The organism is Tenacibaculum litopenaei (assembly GCF_964514025.1).
Taxonomy (GTDB): Bacteria; Bacteroidota; Bacteroidia; order Flavobacteriales; family Flavobacteriaceae; genus Polaribacter; species Polaribacter litopenaei.
The window spans coordinates 636,604-654,050 of record NZ_CAZEQT010000006.1 but is presented as its reverse complement, the minus strand read 5'-3'; the positions used below and the strand labels follow the sequence as shown (position 1 = coordinate 654,050).

General features: G+C 36.4%; 13 protein-coding genes. 10 read left to right on the top strand and 3 right to left on the bottom strand.

Annotated elements, in window-relative coordinates; translation table 11 throughout:
* The first annotated feature begins 1 nt into the window (after position 1).
* From ACKTS5_RS11560 to ACKTS5_RS11535, 6 genes are all read left to right on the top strand, one after another.
* Positions 2-772, top strand: coding sequence for an SMODS domain-containing nucleotidyltransferase (locus ACKTS5_RS11560; RefSeq protein WP_408044029.1), 771 nt, complete (start codon positions 2-4; stop codon positions 770-772).
* A gap of 483 nt (positions 773-1,255) precedes the next feature.
* Positions 1,256-2,620 (top strand): AAA family ATPase, encoded by a 1,365-nt coding sequence (locus tag ACKTS5_RS11555; protein ID WP_408044028.1) that lies wholly within the window; start codon positions 1,256-1,258, stop codon positions 2,618-2,620.
* Positions 2,613-3,260, top strand: a complete 648-nt coding sequence (locus tag ACKTS5_RS11550) for an HNH endonuclease (protein WP_408044027.1) — start codon at positions 2,613-2,615, stop codon at positions 3,258-3,260. Before ACKTS5_RS11555 ends, ACKTS5_RS11550 begins: the two co-directional genes overlap by 8 nt.
* 85 nt (positions 3,261-3,345) lie before the next feature.
* The gene (locus ACKTS5_RS11545; RefSeq protein ID WP_408044026.1) at positions 3,346-5,157 is read left to right on the top strand and encodes an AAA family ATPase; all 1,812 of its coding nucleotides are present in this window, start codon (positions 3,346-3,348) and stop codon (positions 5,155-5,157) included.
* A 219-nt stretch (positions 5,158-5,376) separates the two neighbouring features.
* A complete protein-coding gene (locus tag ACKTS5_RS11540; RefSeq protein WP_408044025.1) occupies positions 5,377-5,589 on the top strand; it encodes a hypothetical protein in 213 nt (70 codons plus the stop codon).
* Between the two features lie 798 nt (positions 5,590-6,387).
* On the top strand, positions 6,388-9,867 hold the full coding sequence (locus tag ACKTS5_RS11535; protein WP_408044024.1) for a T9SS type A sorting domain-containing protein: 3,480 nt from the start codon (positions 6,388-6,390) through the stop codon (positions 9,865-9,867).
* 63 nt (positions 9,868-9,930) lie between these two features.
* Here ACKTS5_RS11535 and ACKTS5_RS11530 read toward each other — a convergent pair whose 3' ends face one another.
* Positions 9,931-12,159: a TonB-dependent receptor gene (locus ACKTS5_RS11530; RefSeq protein WP_408044023.1), complete on the bottom strand. Its 2,229-nt coding sequence runs from the start codon at positions 12,157-12,159 to the stop codon at positions 9,931-9,933.
* 400 nt (positions 12,160-12,559) lie between these two features.
* Here ACKTS5_RS11530 and ACKTS5_RS11525 point away from each other — a divergent pair, with 400 nt between their 5' ends.
* Positions 12,560-12,937 (top strand): nuclear transport factor 2 family protein, encoded by a 378-nt coding sequence (locus ACKTS5_RS11525; RefSeq protein WP_408044022.1) that lies wholly within the window; start codon positions 12,560-12,562, stop codon positions 12,935-12,937.
* A 78-nt stretch (positions 12,938-13,015) separates the two neighbouring features.
* Here ACKTS5_RS11525 and ACKTS5_RS11520 read toward each other — a convergent pair whose 3' ends face one another.
* Complete coding sequence (locus ACKTS5_RS11520) at positions 13,016-13,546, bottom strand: hypothetical protein (protein ID WP_408044021.1); 531 nt, start codon at positions 13,544-13,546, stop codon at positions 13,016-13,018.
* Between the two features lie 12 nt (positions 13,547-13,558).
* Entirely contained in the window at positions 13,559-14,131 is a 573-nt protein-coding gene (locus ACKTS5_RS11515; RefSeq protein ID WP_408044020.1) for a hypothetical protein, read from the bottom strand.
* Positions 14,132-14,858: 727 nt separating this feature from the next.
* Between ACKTS5_RS11515 and ACKTS5_RS11510 the strand changes: the two genes are divergently transcribed.
* The 3 genes from ACKTS5_RS11510 (at position 14,859) to ACKTS5_RS11500 (ending at position 17,084) form a co-directional block, all read left to right on the top strand.
* Positions 14,859-15,581 carry a hypothetical protein gene (locus ACKTS5_RS11510; protein WP_408044019.1) on the top strand — a complete coding sequence of 241 codons (723 nt, stop codon included), beginning with the start codon at positions 14,859-14,861 and terminating at the stop codon, positions 15,579-15,581.
* A 784-nt stretch (positions 15,582-16,365) separates the two neighbouring features.
* Positions 16,366-16,737 carry a hypothetical protein gene (locus tag ACKTS5_RS11505; RefSeq protein WP_408044018.1) on the top strand — a complete coding sequence of 124 codons (372 nt, stop codon included), beginning with the start codon at positions 16,366-16,368 and terminating at the stop codon, positions 16,735-16,737.
* A 14-nt stretch (positions 16,738-16,751) separates the two neighbouring features.
* On the top strand, positions 16,752-17,084 hold the full coding sequence (locus ACKTS5_RS11500; protein ID WP_408044017.1) for a hypothetical protein: 333 nt from the start codon (positions 16,752-16,754) through the stop codon (positions 17,082-17,084).
* Positions 17,085-17,447: the final 363 nt, after the last annotated feature.

Here is a 17,447-nt window from a genome sequence, read left to right as displayed (position 1 = left end):
AATGTCAGTACTAACATATCTCCAAAATACAGTAAGCGCAGTTAAAATTCCAGAATGGGAAAGAATTTCAATTGATACATCTATAAATACATTATCAAGAAAACTTGGAAATCACTTTAATAATTTAAACTCAAAATTTGTTTTTGGTTCATATGACAGGCGTACAATATTACGCAGAAGTAAAGACCCAAATTCAGATGTTGACTATATGGTTGTCTTTAGCGATGGAGCAAACTATCAACCTCAAACTTTGATGACAAGATTGAAGACATTTGCAGAAGCTAATTATACTAGAAATGAAATAAAACAATCTTCTCCAACAATAGTAATAGAGTTAAGTTCAATAAAATTTGAATTAGTACCAGCTTATGTGAGTTGGGGAACCTACTATATACCAGCACCTGCAAGTTCGTACACAAATTGGATTTCATCAAATCCAAGCGGAATGAAAACTGAATTAGATTCAAAACATAGATTAAATAATTATATAATAAAAGATTTGATTCAACTTTTAAAATATTGGAATGTAAAGAATGGAAAAGTATATTCTTCTTATGAAATAGAAAGATATATTTTAGATAAATGGTTTTTCCTTTGTACTAACTTAAAAGACTATTTTTATAATGCCGTAGAAGGAATGTCTACCGTTGGATTACCATTATATAAGTCTAACAAGGTTTCTACTTTAAAAAGAATAGTCGCCGAAACTAAATTATATGAATCGAAAGGAATGCCATTAACAGCGGAATCACATATTAAAAAAGTAATATAAAAGGTGCTAACAATTTGTATATTGCATATGCACCCTGCGGGATGCAAACGCACCATACAAGAGACGTTAGTAAAATATATCATCTTACCACAAGATACCTTTTTCAAGGTGTTTTTTATGTCAAAAATTTAAAATTAGAACAACAGTACGATGATGTATGTCTTAGTCAAAAATCAATAGGGGTTTGTTTTTTCAAAAAATAGCAATTTCTGGAGGCTTATTTATAAAGGTTAGCCAAACTCAACTTACCTTCTTCCTACAAGTTTGGAAACGTCGATAGTTTCCTCTCTTTTTTGAGCTACCTTAGTTAATTTGATCGCTTCGATTACGGCTTTCCGTAATTCTCATAACTCTTACATCTTTATTTTTACAAACGTATCAAATTCAATGATATACAAATACATCGATTACAAATTACTGTAAGGTGTATAAAGATGTATTTTATGCGTATATAAACAAGTTGTAAAGCATTAAAAATAAAATATGATTACAGAATATTATCATAAGAATAAAAGATTTCCTTTTGTAATCGATGATACAATCGATCAAAACAGGAATGTTTTTACTGTCCTTGTTGGGAAAAATGGCACAGGTAAAAGCACTCTATTAGGTTCTGTCGTACGCAATTTAATTGGAGATCAAAAATCACGACACTTTTATCGGGACGAGGAGTTAGGCTTTAGGAATTTTGAAAGGAGTCAGTTATCCCTTGACCGAGGTCCAGACAGAATCATTGCTGTTTCAACTAGTCCTTTTGACAAATTTCCTGTTAAAAGAAGTTTAGAAGAAATTGAAGAATATTCTTATTTAGGATTAAGAGGGCTGCACACAATAAATTTTGGACTTGCATATTTATCAAAAATCATCTCTTCTTTAATTGAAAGTATTCATCAAGACTTCCATCAAGCATGGGAAATTGGTAATATCTTGAAATATTTAGGTTACAAGGATTTCATCAGAGTAGTTTTTAACATTTCATCATCTAAAAGGCAACTAGAGAGTTTTATAAAATTGGAATCATATGAAAGTCTATTTGATCGTAGAATTAGCCCATCATTAAGACACTTAAACAAACGCTTTTTCTTTGACGAATATGGCAATATTGACACAAATAAATTTGATTATTTAAGACATCTATCACACAAAATACTTGAATATGACCTGCGAAGAAATTATGAACTAATAATACATAGAAATGGGATTGAATCTGAATACAATCTAGATCATGATTTTGATAAGGAGATAATATTTTTAATTCAAAGCGGTCTTTTAAGATTACGAGATGTTGTATTAGAGTCACTCAAAAACCCTTCACCTTTTTCAATTAAAAATGCTAGTTCAGGAGAACAAAGTGTGATTTTAAGCATGTTAGGAATTGCAAGTCAAATAAAAGATAATTCATTAATTTGTATTGACGAACCCGAAATTTGTTTGCATCCCCAATGGCAAGAAAAATATATTCAAATATTGATCTCAACATTTGAAAACTACAGGAACTGCCAATTTTTAATTGCCACCCATTCACCTCAAATAATATCAAATCTTAGAAATAGAAATTGCTTCATTCTTTCAATGGAATCAGGTAAGATTGACAATGCGGCTCGATTTATTAATAATTCCAGTGACTATCAACTTGCTAATGTGTTTGATTCACCAGGTTTTAAAAATGAATACTTGAGCAGAATCGCTCTAAATATTTTCACTAAAGTAAGTAAAAGGAAGAGATTTGATAATGACGATCTAGAAAAACTTAGAATACTTGAGCATCAAAGTTTATTCTTAGAATCTAGCGACCCAGTACTTGATATTTATAATTCATTGAAAAAGATGTTAAAAGTATATGGCTGATATTAATATACCAATCGAACTGTCAGCCGACTCAAAAAAAATCATTGCTGACAAAAAATTAGAACAAAACTTCAGTTATCAATCTTGGGGTGATACAGAACTTGAAGCTGTTAGAAGTGAAATTAGAAACTACTATAAAACCAAGCAAAATGCTAAATGTGCATTTTGTCAGCAACCTGTTTCTTTAGTCTCAGCTTTTAATTGTCAAGTTGAACATATTGTACCAAAAAAACTTCATGAGGACTTTATGTTTACCCCTACAAATCTTTGTGTTATTTGTGCAGATTGTAACCAAATAAAAAGAGATCAAGAGACCTTGAATGAAATACCGGAAACTATGACTCAGGCCTCTAAACGAAAAAAATATCCTCGCTCAAGTGGTGCTTTTAAAATTGTCCATCCCCATTTTGATGTTTGGCATGATCACATAGTAATCTTTGACGATCTATATGTTGATCAAACAATGAAAGGGCACTTTACGATTGGGGCATGCAAACTAAATAGAAAGTTACACGAATTTGGATATGTTGAAGAAATTACAAATGACGAGCAAATTTCGGAGTTAATGAACCAATTCTTAGAAGAAACTGATTCAATAAAGAGACGACAATTATTAAACAAAATAAAAAAAATAAAATAACGCCATACAACAACACCTATACGCAATGCCCTGCGGATACTGCGCATAGCTAAACCGTTGTAACCAATACAAGAAAAGCTAACCAATGATATTAGAAACAGTAAAAATCAAAAATTTTAGAGGTTATAAAACTGAAACAATTGTTCCAATTTCTAATTTAACGGCATTTATTGGAAAGAATGATGCTGGGAAATCTACTATACTTGAGGCTCTTGAAATATTCTTCAATAATTCGTTAGTAAATTGTGAAAAAGGCGATTTAAACATAAGTGCGGATAATAATAAAATTGAAATCACTTGTGTTTTTACTGATTTTCCGACTGAATTAATAATTGATGCAGCAATACCAACTACTTTACAAAAGGAATATCTACTAAATGCACAAAATAAACTGGAAATAAAAAAAGTCTTTGCTGCTACCGCTGCAAAACCTAAAGAGAAAGTTTATATAATCTGTAATCATCCAAGTGTAGATAATGTAAAAGATTTGCTTACTCTTAAGAAAGCTGAACTAAAACAAAGAGCTAAAGCATTGGGTATTTCAGCCGGAAATTATAATGGGAATGTAAATTCATCAATTCGAAACGCAATAAGAGAATCTTTCGAAAATCTCGAACTTAAGGAAACAGAATTACTAGTCGATAAAGAGGATACTAAAAAAGTTTACGATACCTTAAAAACGTACTTACCACTTTATGCTCTTTTTCAATCAGACAGACAAAGTAAAGATGACGATAAAGAAGTTAGTGACCCAATGAAAATTGCAGTTCAACAAGCCTTATCAGAGTTAAATACAGAACTTCAACACATAAAAGATCAAGTAAGAATTAAAGCTATTGATACAGCCAATAGAACCCTAGACAAACTCAAAGAAATGTCGCCTGATTTAGCTAATGAATTAATTCCAGAGTTTAAAACGGAACCTAAATTTGATTCACAGTTTAAATTAACAATTAAGTCTGAAGAGGATATCCCTATAAATAAAAGAGGTAGTGGAGTAAGAAGATTAATTTTACTAAACTTTTTTAGGGCAGAAGCAGAAAGATTAAGAGCTCAACATCAAGGAAATCAAATAATATTCGCTTTTGAAGAACCTGAAACCTCTCAACACCCTGACCATCAAGAAATGCTGATTCAAGCATTTACGGAACTATCAAATACAGGTAATTCACAGATAATTTTAACTACGCATACACCCGCTCTTGCAGGTTTACTACCATTAGATAGTTTACGTTTCATTCAAAAAACTGGAAATGACAGAACAATTGAATTAGGAACGGAAGCTGTTTTTGAAAAAATTGCTGATACTTTGGGGGTTTTAGCAGACCCTATTTCAAAAAATGCAAACGGAATTTTACTAATAGAAGGGAAAAGCGATGTGACGTTTATTAATCATACTGCAACACAATTAAAAAAAGGTGGATATATTAATCAAACCTTTAAGGATAAAAGGATAGCTTTAGTTCCTATTGGAGGTTGTGGAAACCTAAAACATTGGACAACTCTTCGATTGATTGAGCAATTTGCTATTCCATATGGTGTAATGTTAGATTCAGACTTAGGTACAAATGAAGAGCAACAAAACAGAGACAAAATTCAGAAATTAAAGGATAATGGAATAAAAGCTTATTTAACTCGAAAACGAGAGCCTGAAAATTATGTGCACCTTGATGTTTTGAATTTGCCAGCAGATAGTACATTAAACTTAACAGATACCTGCGATGCAAAGGTTTTAATCGCAGCAGAAAAGACATCAAGAAAGCAGAATGTTCTTGAAAATTATTGGACACTTATGTCAACAGAACAAATAAGAGAAGTTGAGAAATATGATGACAATGGAACAGAGAGATATGAATTCACGGAAATGTTCACAGATTTATTAAGCATTGTACAATAAGTACTGGTTTCAAGACTATATATAGCAAATAGGGTGTTAGGTAGTTTACGAAAATTCAGTGCTATTTATAAACATCGCCAAATCGTTGATTTGGCTTTTAAAATGAAAAATTAAGGCAAAACAAAAAGTTTTAGCTAAGTGTTTATTAGGTAGTTTATTATTTGTTTGTCCCCACACTAACCATAGCCGGAGTAGTTAACCACAAGCTGAGAAAAGAAAATGACAACAACAGAATTAAGAAATAAAATTAAAGAAACTGAATTGCCTGAATGGTTTAATCCCGTTGAAGTTAATGTCAGTTGTACTCACATTAATTTTAATATTCAGTTAAAAGGACTGAGTTCAATTCATAAATTTCTCACTCAACAAATAAATGGTTGGGAAAAAGAAGAAAATTTACCAAATGAATTTGAGAAATCTAAAAGACATTAAATGCCGAATGACATTGCAGGAAAATTATTCGGAGGAAAATAAAGCCAATGGCTAACAATGTATAAAATTAATTGCTAGTTCTCGTCTACTTGGAATTTCCTCTGGTTTGTTTTAGTTTACAAATTTAGTTGCTGAAACACGCAACGAAATTATGCACAAATACGTTAAAAGTTATTTACCACAAGACACCTTAATCAAGGTGTTTTTTTATTGCCAAAATTTGAGTAAGCGAGTATTAAAATAAGTGTAGGATTACTTATGTCTTTCATTAATTAATTGCATAGTTTTTTTAATTCCACAAATTAGGGAAGGCCATTGCAATTATTTGAAAACAAGAGGGGGCAAAAGGGTAAACATAAGCGTTGCAAGTCAAGGTTTAAAAATTTCGATTGCCAGAGAGATTCTACAAATGAAGTTTTTAGAGGAGTAAATCACCGGTTTTAAATTTGACCATCTTAAAGCTCTAGCAGTACTCAAAATTTGTTTAGAAGGTCAAAACGTCAATTCGGAAAGAATAGCGATAAAAAAACGTCAATTCCTTTGATCTTTGACCTGCGTATTGGAAAAGAATTTTAAAGCACAGTAAAAATGCATCCAATACCAAGGGATCATAAAATAGACTCTTTTCGGAAAAATAGATCATAGGGGTGTGTTCCATTTGAATACTGAAAAGAGTATATTTTAAATAGTATGTACAAGTGCTAGAAAGACGTGTATCTTACTATTATGGGGGCGACAGCCAGTGAGCTGTTAAGGATTTACCTACTGCACATAACCATAATGTAAACTACAAATGTCATGAAAAAATTTGTCATGAGTTTGGCTGTTGTACTAACGGCAGGTACCGTTTTAGGACAGCAAACAGAGAAAGAAACTTCATCATCGGAAGAACCCTATTTTTACGAAATTGTCGAACGGCTTAAAACGTTAACGGCACAAGAGCAAACCCTCAAGAAAAACTATAAGAAAGGAGAGGAACGCGTTTCAAAGCCCTTTGAACGCTGGCGTAACTTTTGGGAGCCCCGCATAGGAAAATACGGCAAAATTAGTACTACGAGTAAGATTTTAGCGAATATTCAAACAGAGAACAGTAGCAATTACTACTGCAAGTCTGAAGCCAACTGGACGGAAATAGGACCAACGTCATTTCCTATGAACTCTTCCAGTACGCAACGCGGAATTGGACGATTAGACTTCGTTAAGCTACACCCAAACTACAATGGAACCACCAATAAAACGGTATTTGCAGGAGGAAAGCCCGGACTATGGATGTCAAAAAATAATGGCGATAAATGGGTGAATTTGAACAGTGACCACTTTGAGGTCTCTGCCTGTTCTGATGTTGCTGTAACACAAGACCCTTCAGGAACGGAAATTTTGCTTGCTGCTACTGGGGTAAAAAAAATCAGTTCTAGCGAATTGTCGTATCGCAGTATCGGTTTAAAACGTTCGATCAATGGAGGAAACACTTGGAAAACCATTCACCTAGAAGGAACTCCTTGGACGCATCACAGCGGTAATACGATTACTGAATTAGCGGTGGATCCCAATGCTCGTAACAGAGTATATGCCAGTGTCAATCAGTTTTCATGGACTCCGATTAACGATTATTTTAACAATACCAATGTTCAAGATCACCTAAGAGGGAAGTTGTTTGTATCAGAAGACTACGGACTTACCTGGACAAAAATTTACGAGGGATTCGCAATTGAGGACCTAGAGTTTAAGACGAACAATTCCAATTACCTATACCTCTCTGGTCATAAACTGGTGCAGGTACGCAGACTCGGTGTCGGTAACTATCACTTGGCCGATTTAACTGCAGGTTTGGTTGATACCAACAATGCATCCAATACCTGGAATATAAACAATTTAGCCAGTTGGAATGGGCATGCTTATCGCATGCAGGTAGAGGTAACTCGTGCTAATCCAGATGTCTTGTATGTATATGGTTACTTTTTTAATAATACGGGCGCACCTCGTAGAGTGTTGTGGAAATCGACGAATGGAGGTACGAGCTTTAGTACTAAGAATACCAATGCTACTCCAGGACACAATTGGTATCGCGGTGTTATTGAAGTTTCTCATGCTGACGAAGATGTGCTTCTGTTTGGCGGAAACATGTCGGTGGGTGCCCGATCAACAAATGGCGGAACCAGCTGGAATTACAGTGCTTTGAGTGGTGTACATCCGGATACGAATGACTTTGAGATTTCGGAAACGCATCCGAATATGGTGTTTATGGCCAATGATGCCGGAGTGTACAGAAGTACTGACAACGGAATGAATTGGCAAATTGCATCTGAAGGACTTGGTGTTGCTGAGGTATATGACCTGGGAATGTCGAAGAGGACATCGGCTACAGTACCTGATATCATTCAAATGGGATTACAAGATGTGAACTGTATGGTGCGTGATAACCAAGCTAATTGGAAACATTCTTTAGGAACAGGAGGCGACGGAATGGTTTGTATCGTAGATCCTAACAATCCCAATATCGTATACAGCGAGGCCCAAAATGGTATCGTGCGCAGGTCAACGAATGGCGGGGTGAGTTTTTCGGGCTACAGTGTAGGTTGGGGAACCAGCGGTTGGGTAACTCCGCTTAAGCTGGACCCTAATAATAGCAATCGATTGTTTGCTGGAAGAACCGATGTTTGGGTGCGTTCAGGAAGTAATCAAACGAGTTTGACAAATACGAGCAAGCCTCCAGGAAAGGTAATTACGGCCCTTGCCATAGCTCCGAGTAATTCTAATGTATTGTACGCTGCCTATGAAACAGGAGTGCCTTTGAGTAGTATGTCGAGTTGGTGGCACGATCCGAACCTGATAATGGAACGACAGTTGTTTAGATCTACCGACGGGGGGAACACTTGGACCGATATTTCTCCGAGAGCTTTGATGAAGGGGACCCATGGACAAATTTCTAGTATAGAAGTACATTCTAGCGATCCCAATCGCATATGGATTACTTACCGAAACTACAATACACGACATAAAGTACTGCACTCGGCTACTGGAGGGATGAACGATAAATGGGCGAACTACGCTCAAGGACTCCCATCGATTCCTGTAAATGAGATTGTAATGACACCAACCCACAATAATACGGTTAAAAAACACGATTTCTTGTATTTGGCAACCGATTTTGGAGTTTATTACAGAACCACCAATATGAATCAATGGGAGTGTTTTAGTGATGGAATTCCCAACGTACCTGTATTGGACTTAGAAATTGATGAACATCAAAACATTATTCGCTGTGCCACCTTCGGTCGCGGTGTTTGGGAAGGAGGATTGCATCCTGAAGATCGAGCCTATAATAATTCGTTGTTCACTGTAGAAACGAGTTGCGCTAGTGATGGAACAACGACAGTAAAAGTGACTGCCAAGGATCTGCGTCCTGGAGTAAACCATTGGTGGGGACTCATTGAAACGTCTGCAGCCAATGCAACTTCTGATGCGGCTTCTATTCAGCAGGTGGGTAGTGCTGTTTGTTGTTCAGCTACCACGGCGACTTTTACAGGACTCCAACAAGGAAAGTTCTATTACATCAAACACGGAGTGACAAGCGCAAACCACGGTTGGCAGGAAACCCGAAAATACATACCAAAAATTTCAGAGTCCATCAAGTCTGAGTTTCATTTTGAAGCGGCAAACGGTCAGGTTAAAACCAGCTTTTGTGCCAACGAAGCCATCTTTTTAAACGGTGTGGCGAGTGAAAGTGAAACCCAGTATTTTATGGATGCTTGGAGACGCCCAATTGGAAGTTCAGGAAACTTTAGCCATTTTGCGGACTACGGTTGGACACAAGGAACTGTAGGGCTTATCAATGTTCGTGATTCCTTTTTGAACGGGGGTGCTCACCCAGGAGAAGTGTTTGTTCCTGGTTACGAATATCAAATCAAGATAGCGGTAGCCAACAACCCTTGTGTGGGGTGGTTAAGCGCTTTAAAAACCTTTAGAGTAAACAACTGTTTGGTCAACAATCCTATTGCTGATGTCAAGAACATAAAAATGCAGAAATCAGCAACCTTAACGGAGGTAACGATTAGCCCAAATCCGAGTACGGGGGTGTTTCAAGTAGCTATTCCGGAATACTATTTGCAAAATGCTCAGATAACGGTGTTCGATATTAAGGGTCGTAAAATTCTTACACGTAGTGCATCCAAATCAGGAAAAGAACAACTTGATCTCTCTGCCTACGCAAGTGGTATGTACCTATTAAATATCCAATCCGATAACTTTAGTAAATCGGTAAAACTTCTGAAAAAGTAAGTAAATGCGAGATATAAAAAAAGGGCTGGTAATCACCAGCCCTTTTGTTTGTTAGGTAAGCTATTAAAATCTATACTCGATACTCGCCTTAAAAAAGAAAGGTGTTCCCGGTGTAAAGTGAATTTCTTCAACAGACTGTACTTCGTTTTGTAAACGCGATTCCGTTGCAAATTGAGTTTCGTTCCACGCAGTGTCGAATAAGTTTTGAATCTGCACGCCAAAAGTTACGTCTTTCCAGTGATATCCTACGTTGAAATCAACGACAGTATAGCCTTGTGCGACGATGGAATTATCCTCGTTGGCAGGGCGATCTCCAATATGACGTACCTGGGTACTACCAAAGATTCCCGATGAGTGATTGACGTTTAACCCACTTACTAATGTGAATTTAGGAGCTAGTGGAATAAAATCGTTTCCTGCGAGCTCTTCAATAGCGCGTGCTTGCGTATAGTTGGTGTCAAAATTCCAGAACAACCAAGAAAGCGGTTGGTAACGGAAGCTTAGATCAACTCCTTGACGTCTCGATTTTCCACTTGGTTCTACGATTCCGGCATCACCGACATACACGAATTCTTGCTCAGAAAATAAATGCCAGTAGGCCACGTTTAATAAGGTTTTTGAACTCGGTTTCCACATAAATCCTGTATCAAATCCATAGGCAGAAGGAAGGATTTTTTTTCCGTTCTGAGCAACTACTACACGAGTGTCATTCGAATGGAATCCTTTTCCTGTTTTTAAATACAGTTGTAACGACTCTTGTGGGCGGTAAATAATGTTTAATTTCGGACTTACAATGGCTTTTGTGGCGGTTTGTGTGCTGTAAAGCGTTTGTAAAGCATCGTTGTATTGAAAATCGAAATAATCTAAGCGAACCGATGGGTTGATGGTCCATTTATTGAATGTCAGGCTAGTTCCTGCATAGGCTCCGAAGTTGGTTTCGTTAATTGAGCCAAATTTCAATCGATTTAACGTGGTTCGTCTGTTACGAGTGTGTGATAATTCATTGTCATTGCTCTGGTCATTTCTGAAATTGATTCCCGCTTGCCAAGTACCATCGACATTACCAAAAGAAAAATGATTTTTCAACTCACTTTGTAATCCAATGATGTTTCTGCTTTCTTGCTGTTTAATTTGATCACCATTGGTTGGGTCGTCCAAGAAAAAGGTAAAGTTTGAATACAATTCAAAATTGTACTTAGAAGCGTAAACCGTGTTTTTTAAACTCGTATTTTCATCGATGAATTTATCGTAGTGTACCAATACATTGGCTCTGCTCGTTTTTCCTCCTTCAGTATCGTCGATGGCTCCAAAACGAGTAATGAGTTTTTGGTCTACCGCACGTTGTGGAATTTGCCCAGAGGCATCCCACTTACTCGAAAAATAAGAAGCTGTAATTCCCAATTGATCAGTGGCATTTACACGTCCTCGGTATTTTGCGAATACATTGATTCGATTAAAGTTTTGAGGGCTTTCAAAAGGCCCATCTGTGGCAGAATATTCCGTAGCGATATAAGCGTTGTGTTGGTCGCTTGCTACTAGGTTAAACATCCCCAATAATCGTTGGGTGTTAAATTGCCCAGCTTCGAGTTTAATTCGGTTGTGATCCAGTTTGTTTTTGGTCGAGAAAGCTACGTACCCGGCAGTGGCAAAGTTACCTTTGTTCATTTCGTAAGGCCCTTTGTCAAAACCTATTTTCGCTACCGTTTCTGGAATCACGAAATGTAAATCTGAATACCCCTGACCGTGAGCATGGGATACCATATTTACCGGCATTCCGTCGACAGAGATAGCGATATCGGTTCCGTGGTCAATATCAAAACCACGTAAAAATATCTGTTCTGCTTTTCCTCCACCCGCGTGTTGTCCGATGAATAACCCAGGTACTTTCTGTAATATATCTTGTGATGATTTTACCGGGTTGGTTTGAATGTCGATATCCGTGATCATTTCCAATACGTTTACCTTCTTCGGAATAACGACCTCGGTAAGTTGGATGGCTTTGCTTTGTAAAACAATGCGTAACTCTTGGTTTACGTCGTTTAAAGTTAATTGTTTGCTGCGGTAGCCTAAGTGCGAGATGTCTAAGATGTCCCCTGATTTAGCATCCTCTAAAACAAAGACACCAGCACTGTTGGTGTGCGCATGGATTCCGCTGTTAGTATTGACGATGTTAACATCTTCTAAGGGTTGGTTTTGTTCATTGACAACAGTTCCTTTTAAACTTTGTCCGAATCCCGTGATACCAAAACAGGATAAAATTAGTACTAGTAAAGTTGATGTATAGTTATTCATTTTACAATTGTGGTTATAAAAAAGACATAGCTGTCCTATGTCATATCAATTTTCAAAAAAATATTGGTTTATTGCCGAAGCTTTTTTGGGGGAGTTACTTGGAACAATCCCAAAAAACACTAAGTGTTTGTAGATGTGAAACTTGACCGGGTTTCAAGGCGTTTTCTATCCAAAACGAGGGTAAAAGTATTCAAAATCCCACTTTTTAACTAGAATTTTAACACCCTAGTTCGCATTTTTCGCAAAATGAGTCATTTCTTCTTTTTAAGTAACGAATTAAGACTTTTTTGGTTGACTTTGGTAGGGCGTGATTGAACATGGGAGACTTGTTATTTATAATACTAGGTAAAGTAATACCCCAGTGTTAGTGGTTATTTTTACAAGCTATTAATGATAACAGATGAGTTCACAAGCAAAAGTAGCAGAGGATTATTTACACTATTTGGAAAACGGAGAGGTTTCAAAGGTGATCGGATTGTTTTCAGCTGAAGGTATGGTGCAATCGCCCTTGTATGGATTAATGCCTGCAAAGGAGTTTTACACTGCTTTGGCAGCGGATACCACAGCGTCTAAACTGACAGCTAAAGGTATTTTTGAAAAAACAGAAGGAAAGGAGTTGGCTTTGTATTTTACCTATCAATGGACGTTAAAATCAGGAGAAGAGGTCAGTTTTGACGTGGTTGATATCCTGGAGTTTGATACACGCGGAGCTATTAAAAAACTTACCATTATTTACGATACGGTTCAAGCCAGAGTACTCAAAGAAGCATTGACATAATAGAAATGACATAATAGAAATACGAGGGTCCGTGTTTCATTTTTATGCGTAGTAAAAAAAAAGATACTGTTGATTGAGCTATGTATTGCTAGACGTTTTTCTGAATTTCGCTAGGCAAGTTCGATACCAACTAATAAGGTAAACATAACTTTTGTTTAGGAGTTGATTAAAGTGTTTGTTTACGTGTTGGTGGTTCCAGTTAAGGTCGAATTTTTGATTCGCTTTATGGAAGGGGGGAAGTCTCAACTTAGCGTGTAGCATAGGGGGTGCTTGTGTTGCTATTTGTGGGGTACCCAGTTCTTGTAATGTTTTTCTTTTGAGGATGTCAACGGCAATGTGATTTTCTACAGTCGTACTTCTAATTACAGTAAAGTTAATGTCATAACAATCTAGCCATTGTCCTGCTAAGGCGTTTTTTATTTCCGAAAATTGACTTGTATGTAGTCGAGGAGTTGTTATGATGACTTCCTCGTTAAAGCTGATTTCTCGTAGGGTAAATTTGTGATTGCTAGCTAAGGTATTGGTACAAGATGCTCGTACCAATTGCTCTAAGTTCAATAGCAATTCGTCGAGTTGTTGATGTATTTTTTCTTCAGTGTGCGTTTCCATGTCTTCGTTTGTTTAAAGGGGAGGAGGTAGTCTATAGTCTCGTTGTGTCGGTATAATTTGTAAATCGAGTTCATTTCGTTGGCTGGTTTCTATAGTTTTAAAGGCATCACCAATATCAACGAGCACAGTTGCCAGTTGTGGTAATGGAACGTATCGGTATAAGGTAAGCTGCTTACTTGATGTGGCGTAGTCCGGGTCCTGTCCATTGTTTAAAAGGTCTCGCTCCAAGGCTAAGTGGAGGGATGTCAACGGAAGTTTTTTGTGTTTTTCAACAGCACTTTCCGTGATAAATAAACTGTTTCGGAGTTTTAAGAGGTGAGGACTACATCCCAAGGTCCTTTTGGGAAGTACAAAATAATGTTTTTTAATAGGGGTAATTATTTCGAGTACAGGAATACTGTCGGTGGTAGTAAGAATAGAAAACAGTGAATCTGTATGTTGTAGGTGGTTGAGCGTGATTATTTTTTTATTAGGTGTTGCCTGAAAGCGCTCAATATTGGGGTAATATACCTTTTGTTGTCTTGGCTGGCATCCTAATAGCAATAGGAGTAGTAGGACTAAAATTTGAGGTAATATTATTTTCATAGCTGTGTAAAGGTACAACAATAAAAAGTTATTAGTGTTCGTGGACTTTAATATTTCAGCCCTGAGGACAAGGCATCTCAATATCATGAGTTTCTTAGCAAGAAAAGCACAGTTTTAGTCAGTGGTCAAATATTTACAGCCAACTCCTGACATTGTGAAATTTTTAGAATAACGTGCGGTTTTTCGCGATTGGATAATCGCGAATAAGAGCAACTTTGAAATAGAACCAGAAGTCGTATTCAACCACTTTTTTACTCATTGGGAATTTGATAGCCTATTGAATAAGTTGTTTGGTCCCTATTAATTATTTGCATGGACAATAGTACTGAATGCCTGTTTCAGGTCTCTGTAGTGAAGTACTATATTTTATGGTTAGCTATTGTTTGCTGCTTGTTTTAAAGGGGGTATACTCCTTCTTTGTTCAGAATGAGTTTGCTGCACCTCTTGTATTTCTTCCGATTAGCTTACTGTAGTACTTTTGAAATGGTTTTAAAACACAAACCTTCTGCGCTTCCTCAATAAACATGTATAAGAGGAACTAAATGGATAGTATTATCAAGAACCACGTGGAGTACTTTTCATATAGTTTGCGCTAGTAATAAGCAAAGGAGACCATATGAGTTGAATCCGTTTTTGAGCACGCTGGCCAGCATCAACGGATAAGGCTATAGAGGTGTTTTAAAACGTTGATTAATGTTATGTATGATAAATTAAAATTTTAAGAAAAATGAGAAAATTACTTTTAATGGCTGTAGCGGTTGCTGCTTTTGCATCGTGTAGCCAAGAAGAAACATTAAAAACTATAGAAGCGGTTGCAACCACAGAAGTGAAGGGGCAAACTGAGGCCCAACAAAGGAGCTATACTCAGGTGACCGCCGTTCTCGATACCGATGGGAACCCTCTTTTAGCCGGAAACAAATATGCCATTAGATTGATTAATGGACCAAAAGCTAAAAGGTATGGGTATAATTATAATTATTTTGTTGAATCGAGAAGAAGTCCTAATCGTAGGAGGTTAGTGATCAATGAAAATAAGAATACTACAGCCGAAAATGCAGCGTGGTTTGTATTTGAACCAAAAACTGGAGAAGCGATGATCAATACCAACACACCCGTATTGACGAAAACAAAGCACGGGAGTTCATGGTTTTATTGGGATACCGCTAGTTTAACTACCTGGACATTTTATACGACCCAAAAAAGGTATAGAGACTACGTTTCTATGCATGTAGCTCCAGGACATACAAATGCGTACGAGTTAAGGGTTAGAGATGGGAAAGGGGTGCTTCCTTTGAACGAGTCTCCTTTATTAGCCTTTGGATACGATCAAGTTTTAGGATATGGGACAGGATTGCTATTTCAAGAAAGCAATTTTTATCATTCACCTGAGCTGGTAAGAGGGTATTCGTATTACACTTTTGTAAACTTAGGTCGTAATACTGCGAGTTAATATGAAGGTTCCTAGAAGGTTTACCTATCGAAGGTTTCCTTTTAGGAACTTTTTTATGTATACCTACCAATATTGTACAATCATCATCATCACGGCATAGTTTGTCAATGGCTGTTTGTTAGTGTTTTTGTTTACGGATAGAATAGGGCAGTGCTATTCGTTATTTACTTTCCATTATACGGGTAGTATGTCTTGTTTAAGAGCTACATTTAGGTGGTTTAGTCACGAGAAATCAGTTTAAGCCTTACTCGTTGAATACTCTTTTTCGCAATGTCAGTATAGTTGTACGCCACCCTCTTTTCGATAGTTTTTTTCGATGCGTCATAGATAAAAAATATAATTTTTATTTATGGTTACTATTATGTTTTTTTATACATTTGCGCAAAAATTTTAACCTTTTTAGACTGTCCTGCAGTTGAGTCAGAAGTAGTTGTGATAACGATAATATACCTGCGTTTTACAATAAGCAACTGACGATTTATAAGTCCCACATATAAGAATTATTACCTGCATGTAATTATTCTAAATCATTTTAAACCTTCCTGTATTAGAAGGTTTACTATTAGTTTATTACGTTAATTCAATATTAGTTATGGGTGACTTATTTACCAAAAAATATGAAGAATACTATTATTCTTCCTTTCCCAAAGAGGAATCATACAGCAAAATTAAAATCATAAATAAATTGGCGAATCTCTTATTCGAGCCAGTTTATGATACCCCTCTTTCACTGATTTCCAAGAAAAAATAATTTTTCAAACAATAAATCATAAACACAAATTTCATGCAAGACATTTTAAACAGGTTAAAAGAGAATTTAACCAGCATCCCCAATTTTATAGCCTATTCAGTGACCGATCTCGATAACGGAGAATCTCTGGACAATTATACTGTTGATCCAACTTTTGATCCCTCTATTGCTTCTGCCTATAACCTAGAAGTAGTAAAGTCTAAGCTGAATGCTATTAAGGCACTGGATTTGAAGGAGAGTATCGAAGAAATTACCATCACGCTTAAATCTCAGATTCATATTATTTCGATTGCACCGAGTAACTCGTATTTTATCTATTTGGCAATTAAGTCGGAGTCAACAAATGTTGGTTTGGTAAAAGCGCTATTGAATAAACATCGAGTGGAACTAAATGAGGCCTTGTAATTGACGATAGGAAAATGATTTTAGATGAACTACTCAATGAGTCTGGTGCGCATAGCATATTTCTAATCTCACCGGAAGGGGAGATTCAAACGAGCGCATCTGCAGATTCTGAAAGTTTTGATAAAGAAGCCTTGGATACTATTTCGAAGTTTGGCGCATTGATGGTAAAAATTGGACATGATTTTTTTAAGAGAGTCATCAATACGGATGCACCATCAAATATGTATATGAATAATGTCAATTTGTTCCTGTATGTCAAACCTTATGAATCAAATTACCTGTGCTTCCTGTCATTAGAAACGCTCAACATTAAAATAATCGATTTTTTAATAAATAACACGAAGTAAACTACTTAGTACGCCCGATGAAATAGCGCTCTAGTGCTGTTTTTTCAAGAAGGGAATTGCAGTGTAGACAGCTATTCCTGCGTAAGGACAGCAGTTTCTTTATAAAACCCAATCAAAAAGTTATAAAAAATAACAGAGCCTCTAATTAGATGTTAATGGATTGCTCTGTTGAACGCAGTATTAATTTTAAATTTTTATTTATGTAGTACTTAGTTTAGATAGGTGTAGTGCCTAGTCAAATAGTAGTTAGTAGGGGGTGGTTTAAATGTATTTAAACTGCCCTTTTTTTAATGAGGGTACTTAGTATTTGAGTGGCTGTAAGTAGCGTGGGGCTCGCTTCTTTGTAGAATGATAATTTCAGGG